The organism is Providencia sp. PROV076 (assembly GCF_028483405.1).
Lineage (GTDB): Bacteria > Pseudomonadota > Gammaproteobacteria > Enterobacterales > Enterobacteriaceae > Providencia > Providencia huaxiensis.
The window spans coordinates 105836-122201 of record NZ_JAMPRR010000017.1 but is presented as its reverse complement, the minus strand read 5'-3'; the positions used below and the strand labels follow the sequence as shown (position 1 = coordinate 122201).

At 35.7% G+C, this 16366-nt stretch carries 17 protein-coding genes; 1 reads left to right on the top strand and 16 read right to left on the bottom strand.

The features are described 5' to 3' along the window. Window positions 1–2 precede the first annotated feature (2 nt). Both PSF67_RS11850 and PSF67_RS11845 read right to left on the bottom strand, forming a co-directional pair. Window positions 3–959 (bottom strand): glycosyltransferase family 52, encoded by a 957-nt coding sequence (locus PSF67_RS11850; protein ID WP_272676973.1) that lies wholly within the window; start codon window positions 957–959, stop codon window positions 3–5. Between the two features lie 3 nt (window positions 960–962). After that, a complete protein-coding gene (locus PSF67_RS11845; RefSeq protein WP_272677012.1) occupies window positions 963–2162 on the bottom strand; it encodes a lipopolysaccharide biosynthesis protein in 1200 nt (399 codons plus the stop codon). Between PSF67_RS11845 and PSF67_RS11840 the strand changes: the two genes are divergently transcribed. After that, on the top strand, window positions 2095–2244 hold the full coding sequence (locus tag PSF67_RS11840; protein ID WP_272677016.1) for a hypothetical protein: 150 nt from the start codon (window positions 2095–2097) through the stop codon (window positions 2242–2244). The genes PSF67_RS11845 and PSF67_RS11840 overlap by 68 nt on opposite strands. A 113-nt stretch (window positions 2245–2357) precedes the next feature. On the opposite strand, the gene PSF67_RS11835 is transcribed toward PSF67_RS11840, so the two are convergent. The 14 genes from PSF67_RS11835 to cpxR form a co-directional block, all read right to left on the bottom strand. Next, window positions 2358–3029, bottom strand: a complete 672-nt coding sequence (locus PSF67_RS11835) for a PIG-L deacetylase family protein (RefSeq protein WP_272676972.1) — start codon at window positions 3027–3029, stop codon at window positions 2358–2360. Next, on the bottom strand, window positions 3022–4074 hold the full coding sequence (gene pseI / locus PSF67_RS11830) for a pseudaminic acid synthase (protein WP_272676971.1): 1053 nt from the start codon (window positions 4072–4074) through the stop codon (window positions 3022–3024). The genes PSF67_RS11835 and pseI overlap by 8 nt, the downstream gene beginning before the upstream one ends. Window position 4075: 1 nt before the next feature. Continuing rightward, window positions 4076–4771 carry a hypothetical protein gene (locus PSF67_RS11825; RefSeq protein WP_272676970.1) on the bottom strand — a complete coding sequence of 232 codons (696 nt, stop codon included), beginning with the start codon at window positions 4769–4771 and terminating at the stop codon, window positions 4076–4078. A gap of 72 nt (window positions 4772–4843) precedes the next feature. After that, a complete protein-coding gene (gene pseG / locus PSF67_RS11820) occupies window positions 4844–5923 on the bottom strand; it encodes a UDP-2,4-diacetamido-2,4,6-trideoxy-beta-L-altropyranose hydrolase (RefSeq protein ID WP_272676969.1) in 1080 nt (359 codons plus the stop codon). Beyond that, window positions 5914–6612, bottom strand: coding sequence for a pseudaminic acid cytidylyltransferase (pseF, locus tag PSF67_RS11815; protein WP_272676968.1), 699 nt, complete (start codon window positions 6610–6612; stop codon window positions 5914–5916). The genes pseG and pseF overlap by 10 nt, the downstream gene beginning before the upstream one ends. Window positions 6613–6615: 3 nt before the next feature. Beyond that, the gene (pseC, locus tag PSF67_RS11810; RefSeq protein WP_272676967.1) at window positions 6616–7776 is read right to left on the bottom strand and encodes a UDP-4-amino-4,6-dideoxy-N-acetyl-beta-L-altrosamine transaminase; all 1161 of its coding nucleotides are present in this window, start codon (window positions 7774–7776) and stop codon (window positions 6616–6618) included. An 8-nt stretch (window positions 7777–7784) separates the two neighbouring features. Then, window positions 7785–8798, bottom strand: coding sequence for a UDP-N-acetylglucosamine 4,6-dehydratase (inverting) (gene pseB, locus PSF67_RS11805; RefSeq protein ID WP_102140480.1), 1014 nt, complete (start codon window positions 8796–8798; stop codon window positions 7785–7787). 43 nt (window positions 8799–8841) lie between these two features. Beyond that, a complete protein-coding gene (locus tag PSF67_RS11800) occupies window positions 8842–9405 on the bottom strand; it encodes a hypothetical protein (RefSeq protein WP_272676966.1) in 564 nt (187 codons plus the stop codon). A gap of 44 nt (window positions 9406–9449) precedes the next feature. Then, a complete protein-coding gene (locus tag PSF67_RS11795; RefSeq protein WP_272676965.1) occupies window positions 9450–10175 on the bottom strand; it encodes an SDR family NAD(P)-dependent oxidoreductase in 726 nt (241 codons plus the stop codon). Beyond that, window positions 10168–11505 carry an AMP-binding protein gene (locus PSF67_RS11790; RefSeq protein ID WP_272676964.1) on the bottom strand — a complete coding sequence of 446 codons (1338 nt, stop codon included), beginning with the start codon at window positions 11503–11505 and terminating at the stop codon, window positions 10168–10170. The genes PSF67_RS11795 and PSF67_RS11790 overlap by 8 nt, the downstream gene beginning before the upstream one ends. Before the next feature lie 5 nt (window positions 11506–11510). Beyond that, window positions 11511–11765 carry an acyl carrier protein gene (locus PSF67_RS11785; RefSeq protein WP_272676963.1) on the bottom strand — a complete coding sequence of 85 codons (255 nt, stop codon included), beginning with the start codon at window positions 11763–11765 and terminating at the stop codon, window positions 11511–11513. A gap of 635 nt (window positions 11766–12400) precedes the next feature. Beyond that, on the bottom strand, window positions 12401–13840 hold the full coding sequence (locus PSF67_RS11780) for a capsule assembly Wzi family protein (protein WP_195697908.1): 1440 nt from the start codon (window positions 13838–13840) through the stop codon (window positions 12401–12403). Between the two features lie 457 nt (window positions 13841–14297). Next, complete coding sequence (cpxA, locus tag PSF67_RS11775; RefSeq protein WP_004906999.1) at window positions 14298–15668, bottom strand: envelope stress sensor histidine kinase CpxA; 1371 nt, start codon at window positions 15666–15668, stop codon at window positions 14298–14300. After that, complete coding sequence (cpxR, locus tag PSF67_RS11770) at window positions 15665–16363, bottom strand: envelope stress response regulator transcription factor CpxR (RefSeq protein ID WP_004265224.1); 699 nt, start codon at window positions 16361–16363, stop codon at window positions 15665–15667. Before cpxR ends, cpxA begins: the two co-directional genes overlap by 4 nt. Between the last annotated feature and the right edge of the window lie 3 nt (window positions 16364–16366).

The window sequence follows — 16366 nt, the reverse complement described above, 5'->3', positions numbered from 1 at the left end:
TTTTAATTGAGATTGTGATTTTTTTTATGGTATTCATCTAAGTTTAATTCTATAAAAGAATAGCCTGAGGTTTTTAGTGATTGAGTTATAAGAGCGCTTGCTATTATGTGATTTTTAATTCCATCTGTATACATCAAGTTAAATTGAGCTGAGCTATTAAAACCATAGATATTTACAGTGTCATATTTATTTAGAAGTTCAATAATAATTTCCTCTGAGGACTTAAGGCTATCAATATATTTGACGTTATCAAAGTAAAGCTCATTATCTCTAGGGTGAGTTATATAGTGGAATTCTTTATTACTAAAAAATTGCGTCATTAATAATATTAATTCTTTTTTATTATATGTGATTTCATCATAAACGGTACCTAAGAATAAGTTAATTTCTTTTGACTGTTTTTTTTCTTTATGTGTTTTTTTTACAGGAAAAATAAAGTTATTATTTTTTGTTTTTTTTATTATGTTAGGTACGTTTGGATAAATAGTATAGTGTGTTTCTATATTATTTTTGATTTTTTTTAAATCAAACTTGCATCCTAAGATTAAATGTACTATTTTGCTAATAAATGCTTTATAGGTTTTTTTTTCTATATAGTAAATTGATGATTTAAATATATTTGCAGTCCCATCATCAATAGTAAATATTTTATTGAAATCAGAAAAAGTTAAAATGTAATGAACAATTTTATTGTCAATGCTTGCAGTATATATGTTTTTATATTTTCTACCTTTAAATAATTTTCTTAAGTTAAGTATGTAAAATGGAAAGTTTGTACATTTAAAATAATAACTACTATAACTTAGCTTGCTCAGTCTATTATAGTAATAAGTTAGCTTTTTTGTTTCCCCATATACAAAAAATAGTAAATGAAAATCATTTTCTTTTATTATTTTCTGTTTTATTAAGTTTTCGATTTGTAGAATTTGTAATGGTGTATTACATATGACTAAGTCCATAAATTAAATCTCTTTTTTTAACCAAGGCATTTTAACTGAGTTGTAGGATATAATCCAAGTGAAAATAAATTGACAGAATTTTGATATAGCAAAAGCATAAGCAGCACCAATTAGCCCAAATAAAGGGAGGAAAATAATTAATAATATGACATTAATAATTCCTGTTGTTATTGTAGTTAATGCTAATTTGCCAGTTTTCTTACTATAGAAAATATAATTTGTCACCATTAAATACATTCCACCAAAAATTTGCCCTAAACATAGCCAACCTATTAATTCTCTACCATGAGAATACTTGTCACCAGCTATGAAAATAAATAGCATAGGTCCGATTAAGAAGGCTAATAATGCAATAATTGTTAGTGTAAAAAAATATAAATAAGTATATTTAACTATTTTTAGCTTTTCTGAATATATATTTTCTTTCAACTTGTTAAATAGCCATGGAACAAAAGCTTTGTTGATAGCATCAAATATAATAGCAAGTGCTGAGCTCAATTGAATTGCTACCATATAAATACCTGCTTCAGCTAAGCCTATCTCTTTATTGATAAAAAAACGATCTACAGAACTAAGTAAAAAAAATCCTATATGATGAGGTATTAAGGGGATACCAAATAATAAAATTTCTTTTATTTGGGCTGGCTTCCAAGTAAATATTTCTAATAGTTTATCTTTATAAAGAAGAATCAGGGAAATGGTTGCAATAGCTAATGTAGTGATCAGTTGTGCATCAACCCTACCAGAAGCTCCTAGTTTCATTCCAATAACTAGAAATAAAGATAACAGCATGTTAATAAGACTGTTACTAACTTGAAGTATTCCAAAAAATTTTGCTTGGTTTCTTATTTGCCACTGGCCCAGACGAAGTGTTATGACAAATGTTAATGTACTTATCAATATTGCAATTATGACCCAACTTAAAGGAATAGATAAAAATTCGCTAATTATCTCACCAATAAAAAGCATCGGGAAAATAGTGAGTAGAGTAGTGATTATCAGGATCTGAATGCAGCTACCATTAAAACTTTTTAATACTTGGTCGTCAGTATCATTGTCATAAAATTTTCTATTGGCTGCACCAACTGAGTTTAGACCAATAAATGTAGTTAAGGCAGATAAAAGGACTTGAAACATGGCTATTTGGCCATATTCAGAAGGTGTTAGATATCTTGTTAATATTGGTAGCAATATAAAAGGTATTGCTGCATTTAATATATTAGAAACAAGATATATTGATGTGTTTTTCGCTAAACTCATTTTATTGGTTGGATTTTATATTTAGAATAAATCGGTTGGCTAAATTTAAAAAGTTGAAGTTTTTCTATTCTAAAAATACCCTCATGTTATGTAATGAGGGTATTTTTGTCTTATAAATATTAAGTGAGTTAACAATAATTAACTTATAACCCTTTCAATATAGAATGCTTCTGCATAATGTAAGCCATGAGTTGCTCCTCTTAATAATGCCAAAGCTTCGACAGACTCAAAACTACGGCTATGAGGAGCTGAGCGCATTTCCTCTTGATAACACTCTAGTGATAATTTTTTTCTTTGCCATTGCTCAGATATATCAACAATTTTTTGCGGTAAAAATGCGCTAATGGACTTACTATTCCATTCCGTTGAGGATAAAACTTCAAAACAGTAAATTTCTTTTACTGAGCACCATTCTTGAGGACGACAAGCAGTTAAAACTGCTTTATTTGTTACTTGGTGATCAACGTTTAAATCCCCAGAAAAATGAGTATAAACAATTGTTGGTGAAATTTTGGCAATTACCGATTCAATTTTCTGTGCAATATCTAATCGAGGGATTGAATCCATTTTATTGTCAGGAAAATCAAATCGAAAAACATCTTTTACGCCAAGTACTTCAAGTGCTTTTTCTGAAGCGAGGTAACGGTTATCTATATCATTAGTGTTGGTTGATACCCTTGACGCTACGCCATTTGTCATGAAAATAACGTATACATTATCACCATTATCGACGTGTTTAGCGATAGTACCACCACAACCAAGAGCTTCGTCATCGGAATGAGCAGCAACTACTAAAATAGTTTTAGTCATGTTCTATTATATCCCAAGAGGTTGCAGTACCAAATTCGACATCAATTTTAACTTGCTTTCCGATGAGTTCTTCAAAGTGTTTAGGTGGTAGGCCAAAGCCAGGTCTGACTCTTCGGATATCAGATTCGGTTATCGTTTCACCAGCTTTAAGTGGATTGACAAAATATATTGAACGGCGATATTTTGTATTGGCAACTTCAGCAGGTTTACATTCATAGCTTGCTTTCCCAATCGCTTCCCATGCGGATTTTGTGTCTTCACAAAGTACTTTTAATTCATGAGGCTCTAAAGAGAATGCAGAATCGGGCCCTTTATCTTCTCGGCTAAGTGTTACATGTTTTTCAATTAAACTAGCGCCTAGTACAACAGAGGCAACGGATACTGCCGTGCCTAAAGTATGATCGGAAAGGCCGACGATACAATTAAATTTACTTTGTATGTCTGGAATCGTTGCAAGGTTTGCTTGCTCTACAGGAGCAGGGTACCCACTAATGCAATGCAGTACTACGAGTTCATTGCAACCATTTTCACGAGCGGTTTTTACAGCCTCAGCGATTTCATCATAGTTTGCCATTCCGGTTGACATAATCATTGGTTTACCAGTTTGGGCAACACGTTTGATTAGTGGTAAATCCGTAAGTTCAAATGATGCGATCTTATAAGCGGGAGCATTAAGTTCTTCAAGAAGGTCAACTGCACTTTCATCAAATGGTGTTGAGAATACAGTGATTCCTATTTCTCGTGCTTTTGCAAACATTGCTTTGTGCCAGTCGTAAGGGGTATGAGCCCATTTATATAAATCATATAGATTGTAGCCATCCCACAGTCCTCCCTCGATTTGAAAATCAGGGTTATTACAATTTAGCGTCATTGTGTCAGGTGTGTAGGTTTGCAATTTAATTGCATCGGCCCCCGCATTCTTCGCCATTACTATAGTTTCAAGCGCTCTATCAATAGAACCATTATGATTTGCTGAAAGCTCCGCAATGATATACGGCTTGTGATTTGGGCCAATTGCACGGCCATCGATATAAATTTCTTTCATATTATTTGCTCTGTTCATTAGCAATGAATTTTACTTGTGCTATTAATTGCCCATATTCATTTAATTTTGCATGTTCAAATTCTAGTTTGAAATCACCGTACATTAAAAATGCTTTTGGGTAAGTTTCAGCATCAAGCATACGGATATGATCATATACTTTAGTTAATTCTCCACTGGACGGAAGTTCGCTTTGAGCTGGTGTTCTTCTTTTGAACAGAACAACATCTCCGATTTGTTCATGAGGAGTTGGTTCAGCTATTGCGATATCTTTAATTAAGTCAAATGCTAATGGTAATGCACGATTAAAAATTTCTTGTGCGCTGCCATCAAGTGAGAGGGAAATTTTTTTATAAACAGGACCAGCATCAAGTTCATTTACCATTCTTAAAGCACTTAGCTTAGTTTCTTTATGTCCGCGGGTAATTAGATTCTGTAACGGGCTTCCACCTCGACCATAAGGAACATCTGCCATATGAAAGCAAACACATTCCCACCGTTCTAAGATTGTACTAGGAACTATCCAGCTCCAATGTGGAAAGAAAATGTAACGAGGATTTATTTTTTCTAAATATTCGACAGAAAGTTCTTGAACATCAGTAACTAAGTGCCAAACCCCGGGAAGGGTTTCTTTTACTTTATTGAAATAATCTATATTCCAAGATTTTATCGTCGCAATTACATAATTATTTTGGTTCATACTCAGTATATCTCGGGTTTATATAGTTTATGCTGATATAAGTTTGGAGGATTTCAATAAGCTTTTGTGTGGTTATGTTGTTAATATATCAATGACTTTTTTTACACCTTTACCATCACAAACCTCAAGACACCTTTCAGTCATTCTTTGGTAGTTTTCAGGGGTTCTTAGATAATTAAGCTTACTGAGTATTTGCTCATGAGAATCTTCTAAGGTAAATACTATTACTGCGCCAAAGTTCCCAAGCATTGTTAAAATCGGTATTTGGTTTTCAGCGAATGCTACTAAGATGCTAGGAAGTCCCATAGAACATCTTTCTAATGACGTTGTTCCAGCTGCACCAATACAAATATCATGGCTAAGCATTAATTCTGCAACATTTGAAATATCAGACATGATTGTAATACGTTTATCATGCTCACAATATGCTTTGACTGAATCGTAATGGGGGGCTGTAGGGCCAAGAACTACGGTGATTTTTTTATTTTTTTTATCTAGGAGTAAGGCATCAAGTACTTTAGCACTAACATTCAAGGGGTCCGTTCCCCCCATCATGACTAAAATATGCGTTGCCATTTGGTTCTTAGATTTTAATCTTATTTGTTGAATTAATTCTAATGGTTTAATAAATTCTGGTCTTAAAAGCGCAAATTGAGAGCCTAACATTAATTGGCAATCTTTAGGTAAAAGTGACTGATAATCTTGTTTAGTACGCATAAATGTTTGATCAAGTAGGTAATCACAATTATGTTTTCTGTCAGCAAGGTCATCAATGACTAGAATTCTTTTTGTATGTTGTTTAAGTATTTCTTCCCACCGGTGATCAATTGCGTAATGATCAACAATAATTAAATCAACCGACTTTTTAATACATTGATTTATAATTCCAACTGTCTGCATTGCATCATCCATTTGGCTGCTGCCTAGCCAACGAGAATGATAGAGGTCATCATATGGAGTATCATTTATGGTTAGCGTTGCATAATCAAAATTATTTTGTTTAACTTTGTCGATTATATTCCCAGTGTGAGGTTTACTAACAAAAAAAATATCGTGGCCATTATTACGCAAAGTATTTGCTAATGTTAAACAGCGCATCATATGTCCAGTGCCGATTTCGAAACCAGAATCTGCACGTATTACTATTTGCACTCAAACACTCCCTGAGAGTTTAATACTTGATACATAGCCTCAGCGCGAGCCCAGTCTTCAAGGGTATCAATATCTTGAACTAAATACCGAGGTAGTATGATTGGTATGGTTGTCCCTGAAAATACAGCTCTATTTTCTAAGAATGCTTGAGCTTTTCCCCAATAAATTTGCCCTGCATCATGGTACATTTCAGGCAAATCTTGTGAGCGAGTCATTAAGTGATTTGGCTCATTAAAAAGCAGCATACCATCTTGGTTGATTTTCATTGCTCTTTGGATAGGGAAAGGAAATGATGTTACAGTCACAGAAAAATCAGCATCATTGTCAACTAATTTATTTAAGCCGTTATTGATGGTTTTAGGTGTAATAAATGGCGCAGTTGCATAGATGCAACATACACTTCCATGACCGATATTCAAACGCTTTAAGCTATCGGCAACTACAGCGCTAGTTCCTGTAAAGTCATCCGATAAATCTGTAGAACGCATAAAAGGTACTTCGGCGCCATAATGCTTGGCAACATTAGCAATTTCAATATCATCGGTAGAAACTACAATCCTATCAAAACAGTCAGAGTTTTTTGCTGCTTCGATTGAATAGGCGATTATAGGTTTACCATGAAAAAGCTTAATATTTTTTCGAGGTATTCTTTTACTACCACCACGAGCAGGAATAATGGCTATGTTCATATGTTACCCATTCAGTATGTTGGACAATGTTTGCACCACCATATTTTGTTGCTCTTCAGTCATAGAATGAAACATCGGTAACGATATTGCTTCTCGATAATATTGTTCTGATTCAGGAAAATTTTCGAGCTTAAAACCCATTTTTTTATAATATGGCTGTGTGTATATAGGGATATAGTGTAGGTTGACACCGATTCCTTTTGCCCGCAAAGCGTCAAAAACAGCTTTGTGAGTTAATGTTATTTTGTTTAGATTTAATCGAATAACATAAAGATGTAATCCTGAATAAGTATCTTCTAATTGATATGGCAACGTTATAGGTAAATCAGCTAAAAGAGTATTATATCTGTTAGCTAATTTATGCCGTTTTTCAACGAAGTGATCTAATTTTTGGATTTGGCTGACCCCTAAAGCGGCTTGTAATTCAGTCATCCGGTAATTAAAACCTAAGTCAATTTGTTGGTAGTACCAATCTCCGTGGGATTCACCTTCCATCATAGATGCTTCACGTGTAATGCCATGACTACGTAATAAAGACATTTTATCGGCGAATTCTTTACTGTTAGTTACTGCTGCTCCGCCTTCAGCGGTTGTAATTATTTTAACAGGGTGGAAGCTAAAAATAGTAATGTCTGAGTACTCACAATTTCCGATAGGTTTGTTGTGGTACTTTCCTCCGATAGCATGGGATGCATCTTCAATAATATAAAAACCATATTTTTGAGCAAGTTTATGGATAGCTTTCATATCACATGGCTGGCCACATAAGTGAACAGGTATTACAACCTTTGGTAATGTGCCATTTTGCTCAGCTATAATTAATTTTTCCTCGAGTTTTTTAGGGCATAAATTATAGGTTTTTGGATCTATATCTATAAAATCTACTTGTGCCCCACAATACAGCCCACAATTAGACGATGCTACAAAAGTGATCGGTGATGTCCATAACCAGTCGCCCTTGCCTAATCCTACAGCTAGGCATGCAATATGCAGGGCTGAGGTCGCACTATTCACCGCTAGTGCATATTTTGCATTCGTATGTTCTATTAGTTTGCTCTCAAATAAAGGTACCTGAGGGCCTTGTGTCAAAAAATCTGATTTTAATACATCAACAACCGAATCAATATCTTGTTGAGTTATTTCTTGTTTACCATAAGGGATCATATTATTTCTCACACAGTGAAATTGGGATCGACATGGGTTTTAATTAATTCTCGTAGGCTTTCAATCGATTCCCACTCAGCATTTGTTCCTGAATTATATTTAAAACCGAATGGTACTTTTTGAGCCTTATGGTGAGTCAGATATTCATCTTCACTATAAGTGAATGATACAGAAGGAAGAATTGCATAATATTTACCGAAATCGATAGTATTTAATGCGTCAGTATCTGTTATCATTTCCTCATGCAATTTTTCGCCAGGACGAATACCAACAACCTCAATTTTACAATCAGGAGCAATTGCTTTAGCGATATCAAGTATTCTATATGATGGAATTTTAGGAACAAAAATTTCACCACCTAAATGATTTTCTAATGCATACATGACCATATTTACGCCATCTTGAAGGGAAATATTGAATCTAGTCATCTCTTCATGTGTAATTGGAAGTACACCTTCCTTGCATTTACTTAAGAAAAATGGAATAACAGAGCCACGAGAGCCCATTACATTTCCGTAACGAACGACACTGAACTTAATGTCTTTTGAGCCTTTGATATTATTTGCTGCAGTGAATAATTTATCTGAAGCTAATTTGGTTGCACCATAAAGATTGATAGGAGCACAAGCTTTATCTGTTGAGAGAGCAACAACATTTTTTACACCACACTGAAGTGCTGCTTGAATTACATTCTCTGCACCATCAATGTTTGTACGGATGCATTCTGTAGGGTTATATTCAGCAGTATCAACTTGTTTGATAGCAGCAGCATGGATGATAACATCGACACCTTCACATGCTTGAATCATACGATTGCGATCACGTACATCACCAATGAAAAAACGTAACTGTGGATAGATAGCTGCGGGATACTGTTGCTTTAATTCAAACTGTTTTAGTTCATCACGCGAAAAAATAATGATTTTTTTTACGTTTGGGTATCTTTGAAGAATAGTTTTTATAAATTGTTTCCCGAATGATCCTGTTCCACCAGTAATAAGCACACTTTTATTGTTTAACATTTTTTCACCGTAAATATATTGTTTTTGATAAATAGACTATAAATTAAATTAAAAAAATATCTAAATCGTCAAGCATTTTTTGTTGTTGTTTCGTTATAATTTTATTGATTTTTTTTTCTATATCTTCCCAGTCTTTTCTAGATATTTCATATTCAAAACATAATTTATTAGATTCAAGCATACGTTCATTTATCTTTTTAATACCTAGAAATTTGTTCATATGCTGTGGCGCTAAGTTATGGCTTAAAACGTCACTTTTTATTTTTTCACACTTGTATTTTTGAAATGCAAATTTGCTGCATATTGCTATCATTATAGGAAAAAGGCCTGGAAAAATAGCTTCCCTATTACCAATATAACATCCCCAATAGATGCTATTTTTGTTATCAATAAGTTCAATATACATAACAGAAATAGGCATTTCGTTAATTTTTAATATAAAGTAATGCTTTTTTTCATTATTTTTTAATAACTCTAAAAAACTTAAATGTTCTTCTTTACTGATGATGTGATCATCTAAAAAGTTATTTCTAACTTCCTGTAGGTTTCGCCATGAAAGAACTAAGTCGGTATTTTCTGTTGAAAAACGTTCTAATTTTAGTGTCATAAAACATCGCCAGTTTTAATATTAGCTTATTATCATTTAGCACATTAAGCAGTGCTTCCGGCATCAACGGTAATTGTTGTACCTGTGATCATATTTGAATTCTCATCCATAAGAAATAAAACTGCTCTAGCTACATCATCTGTACCTGCTAATTTCTTCATAGGACTACGGCGTACTATAGAAGCTAATTTATCACCTTGAAGAGAATTAGTCATATCTGTTGACATATATCCGGGGGAGACACTATTTACTGTGATATTTGCTTTTCCTAACTCACGAGATAACGATTTAGTAAATCCATTTAATGCTGATTTAGATGCACCATAAACAGATAAACCATTAAATCCAGTGGTTGCAATAATAGATGAAATGTTAATTATTCTTCCTGCCTGATTTATTAACATTCCCCTACTAGCATATTTAGCTAACAGAATAGGGGCCTCTACATTAACTTTGAGTAGTTCACTTATCTGGCTCTCATGCATTGTTGCAAGTACACCGTCATGACCTAGTGCTGCATTATTAACTAGTCCATAGAGACGACCATATCTTTTGACTATATCGGATATAAAATTTTTAATCTCAGATGACTGTGAGAGGTCAAAGCTTTCGAAATTAAAATTATCAGGATTATTTATTAAAAGGCCATCAATCTCAGCTGTTTTATTTCTTCCTGTCGCGATAACTTTATAATTAGATTCTAGCAAGGCTTTTACAATGCCCAAACCTAATCCTCTAGTAGCGCCAGTAACCAAAACTAATTTATTCATTTCTTAATACCTTGCCCGTTGCATTTATTTTTAAATCATTAACAATCTTAAAGAATGTGGGTACCATAAAATCTTCTAAGTTAGCTTTGCAATAATTTTTTAAGTTAGAAATAAAGCTTTTAGTGTCTTCAATTGATGGGTCAACGACTAAGCTAGCTTGCACTAAACTTCCCATTATGGAGCTTTTTTTAGCTGAGACACTGACAAGTAGTACTCCAGGAAAAGACAGTATTATTCTCTCAATTTGTTCTGGCTGAACCTTATTTCCACCAATATTAATGCTACCGTTAGATCTACCTAAGAAATAGCAGCGATTATTTCTTATTTCTACTAAATCACCGGTATCTATAAATCCATCATTTTCTTCTGTTTTTTCAGAGCCAATATAGCCGGAATACGTAGCGTTTGATTTAATCAGCAAAGTATTTTCATTGCTAATTTTTAATGACATCTTTTCAAAATAACTTATTGGGAATCCAGCTTGGCCATCAGTAACGGAAAAACCAACTCCTGCTTCTGTGGATGCATAAATATGTCGTATTTTAGCGTTTGGGAATTGTACAGATAATGCTTTTAATATATTGCTGTCAGCTATTTCTCCACCTAACGTAATAACTCTTAATGGTAGTAGTCGTGCTTCGGGGAGCATTAATAATTTACGCCATAATGTTGGGGTGGCAGATAAACATGTAACATTATTTTGATTGAAAAAGTTAATTTCATCGGGAAGTGATAGGTGCTGAGGAATAACTAATAAATTACCTGATATTACAGATTGTAAATAAACTTGAATACCAGCAAAGCGTTGCAAGCCATAGAGTAATCCCCAAATATTTGTATTTTCTTTTGAATCACTATTTTTTACAGTTGCAGTTAGACTCGATAGTGTGTGCTTTACTAATTTAGGTGTTCCTGTCGTACCTGATGTTGTAATAACCCATTCGGTATCAATGTTTTGATCAAAATCGAATGATTCATTACTATACTCGTCAAGTAAATTTATATTTATAACATTTTTCCCACTATCATCAGATTCAGTTATTAAAAAATCTGTTTCGGATTTTTTAATAAAATCACTTTGTTTATCTAACACTGATTCATAAGGTAGAATAGTGATTCTTGAAACAATACCATCTAGGAAAAATAACCACTTTGCAATATTTAGATCGTCATTAAAATTTAAAGCTATTTTTTTGTTTCTTATTTTGTATAGAAATGATTTTAATGACTCTCTTTCTTTCTTTAAAGAAAGAATAGTTTCAGTTTTATTTGGGGTTTTAAATAATTTTTTATCGTTATCAAAATTATTTATATAGTCAAATAATGCCATTAATTTTATTCCGGTTTGTTTTTTATATAAATATCAACAAATTCTTTAAATGTATTTGGGTAAACTGCATTCTCCATTATAGAAAAAGGGTCATAATTTAATTCTTCTTCTAATCTAGCAACTAAAATAGCAAAGCCTAAAGAATCGAGACCGCTCTCTAGTAAAATAGTATCATCACCAAGTTCACCAATTAATGTTGCATCTGTAGCTTCAAGAGCTTCATGATATAGCTCTATAATTAGAGCACGTAAATCAGACATTTTATTCTCCTATATCCTATTATTAAATATGATGTATGGCAGAGGCAGTAAACACCCATAGCTACCGCACTGGGTTGTCGGGTCCCAGAGCACCATTGAAATTGTAAATGCATACTTATCAATTGAAAACATTGCATTTTTTGCTAACTTGTTCAATTGATAAGCAAAGCTTATTGTTTTTTAGCCGACCAAGGGTATGCTTCAGCATTTATTTGGTCAAGTAAAAAGCGCTTAATAATACCATTAAAGCTAGTTACTGACTATCACTGTGATAGTGTTAGGGAATAGTCCTAGTAGGAGTAGCAATGAAATAAATTATTTTAAATTATCAGGTTATAATCCTATTCTTACGCTTTGTACGTGATTATATATTTAAGTTAAGTTATTCTTTATATATCATTGCCTTTAGTGTGGGTTTAATAAAAGTAAGATGCTTATATATCCAAATTTATCCCAATTGAGAGTAACAATAGATTAATAAAATACTTAATTGATTATATTAATTCACTTGGGTATTGATTGGAATTATACGGGTAATATATTTTTAACTAAAATAATAATGCTAAGGGGATAAAAAAATGGATTATGCTAAGAACATAACCCATTTTTGTTTAAATATGCTTAATTGGTGCCAACTACCACTTAAACGGCACGTTTACTGTAACGGCTGCGCCTATATCATTGCGTGTTTCGTAATCAGTTTTAGACACCCAAACCTTCGCATCAGTGCTGATGTCATAGTCAAAGTTGTGCCACCAACCGAAATCAACGCCTTTGATGGTTTCTGATTTAGGGAATAACTTGTTGCCATCAAAGTTAGATTTATTCACCTTCGCATACATTAGGCGGGTGCTAACACGGTTATCATCATCGAGAGTGTATTCCACTTTGGTTGTGAGCATGCGTCCGTCGCCGCCCATCGCGTGGCCTAGTGATGCACCTTGTTGGTAATAACCATTTTTGTAGATAAAGTGGCGATACATTACGCCGTCTTTGTCCCACTCAGTATGGGTATTCGCGCCTTCAATATACCAATTTAGTGGTTGGCCCCATAAGGTGTGGTAACCTTCGATACCGCCCATGAAGGCGTTTTTCGATGGGAAAAGGTTGGCTTCATCTTCACCCACCATTTGGCCGTAGAAACTGACGGGTATGTCAATTAATGGATAAAGTTTTAGTTTGAAGTCTAAGCCTGCCAACTGGTTACCTGGGTCATCGTTATAGTCACCAGTATTATCCCTACCGCCCATCGCGTTCCAGAAAGAGTTCCAGTTATTAGGGCGGCCATCGCCTCCCCACATGACTACGCGAGAACCACCGAGTTCGAAGAAGTCAGTTGGGTTCATGGTCATGCGTAAACCAATCAGTTTAGTGTTGGGTTGGGAAGAATATTGTTTGATTTGCCCTGCGGTGAGCTGGTATTGCCACGAACCAATCCAAGAAAGCCATGGAGTTTCAAATGGGCTTTGGTCAGCACGTTGAATTAAGAAGCCAGTAACAGGGCGAGCCGCATCGGTACGAATTAAGCTACCATCGTGGCCTGGTCCCCACCATTGTGGGATTTCACCAAAGGATACCCATTGGTTCCAAATTTTTACACCACCATATGAGCCGTTGAGGTTGTAGTCAGAGCCATTTTCAACGCGTAAAGCCCGTTCGCCATTAGCCGTCAGGTTTAAGTCTACATCGTCAGTGCTGTAGTTGCCTGAAACGGTATAGCGAATGTCACTATATTCACTTTGGGCAAAGCCTTGTGGCATGGAGTTATGGCTAGATGCAAAGTGAGTTTCGAGTTGAACGCTGTTTTTCTTACGGTCGAGGTTCTTTTTAATGCGCTGAATAATAGCTTCTTGCTCGCTATTCGTAATATTGGCATTATTTAAAGAGCGGGTGATCTCTTCTTGGGACAGCGGCCAAGTGGATAAGCTAATTTGGATAACGTTGCGTTCAGAAAGCCAAGCAAGGTCACTACGTAAGTTGTTATCTGGTAGAACTAATCCCCCTGCAACGCTTTGTGCACTTATAGCACCGAGGACAGCAAGTATTGCTAGCTTGGTGAGCTTGAAATTTTTCATTGATAAATCCATTTGAAGTTGAGTTCGCCTAATACTGAATAGGTAAATAAAACCTATAAATAAAATTAAAATATGATTATTAGCAGCCTATTATTATAAGTATCAAAATAGCTATTAGGTTGGGCTTCTGTGCCTTCTATGAAAATAGAAATCATCACACTTTAACTAGGTAAAACAGAATATCAGATAAACATGCAAGGTATAGGATTTAGTAACATATTAAGATATAAAACAATATGTATATGTTTGGGGTTATATATTAATAATTTTTTTTTATCTTGCTGATTATTTTTATATTGAATGAAAAATACGCTATAAATGGAGTTATATATTAGTATTTTGTTTAGGGATTATGGGTTTTAGGTGCAATATAAGAACATTCTAGGCGCTAGATTTATTTTGTGGGTAAATATCAAAGGCCTTCTCTTTTAAAAGAAGGCCTAGGTTTAGGAGGGGGCTAACGTCCGTGCTCAGGTAACCAGATTTGTAACCTTAAACCACCCAATGGGCTATCATCCGCTTTAACCCAACCTTTATGTTGCGTTATTGCGGTTTCAACAATTGCAAGGCCTAAGCCAGTTCCACCTGTTTCTCGGTCTCGAGCTTCATCTGTGCGGTAGAACGGGCGGAAAATGTGCTCGCGGTCAGCAGGGCTAACACCCGGGCCATCATCATCGACAGTGATTAAAATACCGTTATTTTCTTCTTTGAAATCAACAGCAATGTGCGTATGTGAATAACGTAATGCGTTACGCACAATATTTTCAAATGCACTACCGACAGCGGAAGGGTTGCAATATAACGGCCAAGGCCCAGGGTGAGAAGTGACCTCGAGGGTTTTGTTCATCTGTTCGGCTTCAAAGCTAGCGTCATCTAAGATATCGCCCCAAAGTTCATCGGCTTTGATATTTTCACGCAAGATCTCGTTTTTGTGCTGGCTACGGGATAACACCAGTAAATCGTTAATCATGCTATCTAGGCGATGGGTCTCGGTTTCGATGCGTTCTAGCTCTTTACTTTCACCATGGCGACGGCGTAATAAGGCTGTTGCCAGTTGCAAACGTGTCAGTGGAGTCCGTAGTTCATGAGAAATATCAGAGATTAAGCGTTGCTGGGCGCTAACCATACCATCAAGGGCACTGATCATCTGGTTAAAGCTATTTCCCGCAGACAAGAACTCTTGTGGGCCGGCTTCTAGCTCTGGGTGTGGCCGTAAATTTCCTTTCGCTACATCGTCTGCCGCCATTTTTAACTTACGAGCGGGGCGGGCAAGGCTCCAAGATAACCATAATAATAACGGGGCACTGATCAGCATTGTGGCGATCAGTAATAAGAAAGGCCTATCAAACAATAAGTTAATAAAGTCAGATTGTGGGCTGCTTGCTGGGCGAACTAAATACAGCTGGTAGTGGTCTTCCCCATCACGAATGGAGAATGGCCCGAGAATTTCGGCTCGTCCATATTTTTTCTTTTTCGGGTGATCCGCGTTATCGGACTGCCCAATAAAGTTACGTATCACCTGCATTTCACTTGGCATTGCGCCAATCACACGGCCTTCACTGGTGACGATAATTAAGCGTTGGCCAGGAGGCGCCCATTTTTTGATGGCGTTAGAAATACGCCGCCACCAAAGTAGGTCGTTCATCGGAGCTTGTGCGAGTTCGGCTTCAATATGCTGTTCAAGCATCTCCCCTTGGCGTTGTTCACTTTCCATAAGGACGGTGATTTGCCGAGAGTCGAGCTTGGGCACCATCAGCACTAGCATTAATACTAGTGCGAGGGTAAACCAGAAGATCGCGAAGATCCTTGCGGTTAAGCTGTTGATCATGTGGCAGAAACCATTAAGTATCCGCGGCCACGTAAGGTTTTAAACCACGGCTGGCCATCAGTGCGTTCTGGAAGTTTGCGACGTAAGTTTGAAATATGCATATCAATAGCACGGTCAAACGGTGTTAAGCGCTTACCAAGTACTTCTTGGCTAAGGTGTTCACGAGAAACCACTTGGCCTAGGTGCTGTGCGAGCAGATATAACAACGTAAATTCGGTGCCTGTTAAGTCCAAAATTTCATCATCAAAGCTGGCTTCTTGGCGACCTGGGTTAAGTTGCAGTTTATCAACTTGTAAAACAGGGGTATTGCTATTGTCGCCTTGAGTTTGCTCGCTCCAGTTAGAACGGCGTAATAAAGCGCGAATACGCGCGACCAGTTCACGGTCATTGAACGGTTTAGGTAGATAGTCGTCTGCACCTAATTCTAGGCCCAGAACCTTATCTAACTCACTACCGCGAGCCGTTAACATGATAACGGGGGTCTGATGGATTTGGCGCAGTTCTTTTAATGTCTCAATACCATTTTTTTTCGGCATCATGACATCAAGCAGTAACAGGTCAATGGATGAGTCAATTTGTTGTAATGCCTGTTCACCATCATAGGCGATGACAACATTGAAACCTTCCATTTCCAGCAGTTCTTTTAATAGCGACGTGAGTTCACGGTCGTCATCAACTAATAGGATTTTATGCATTTT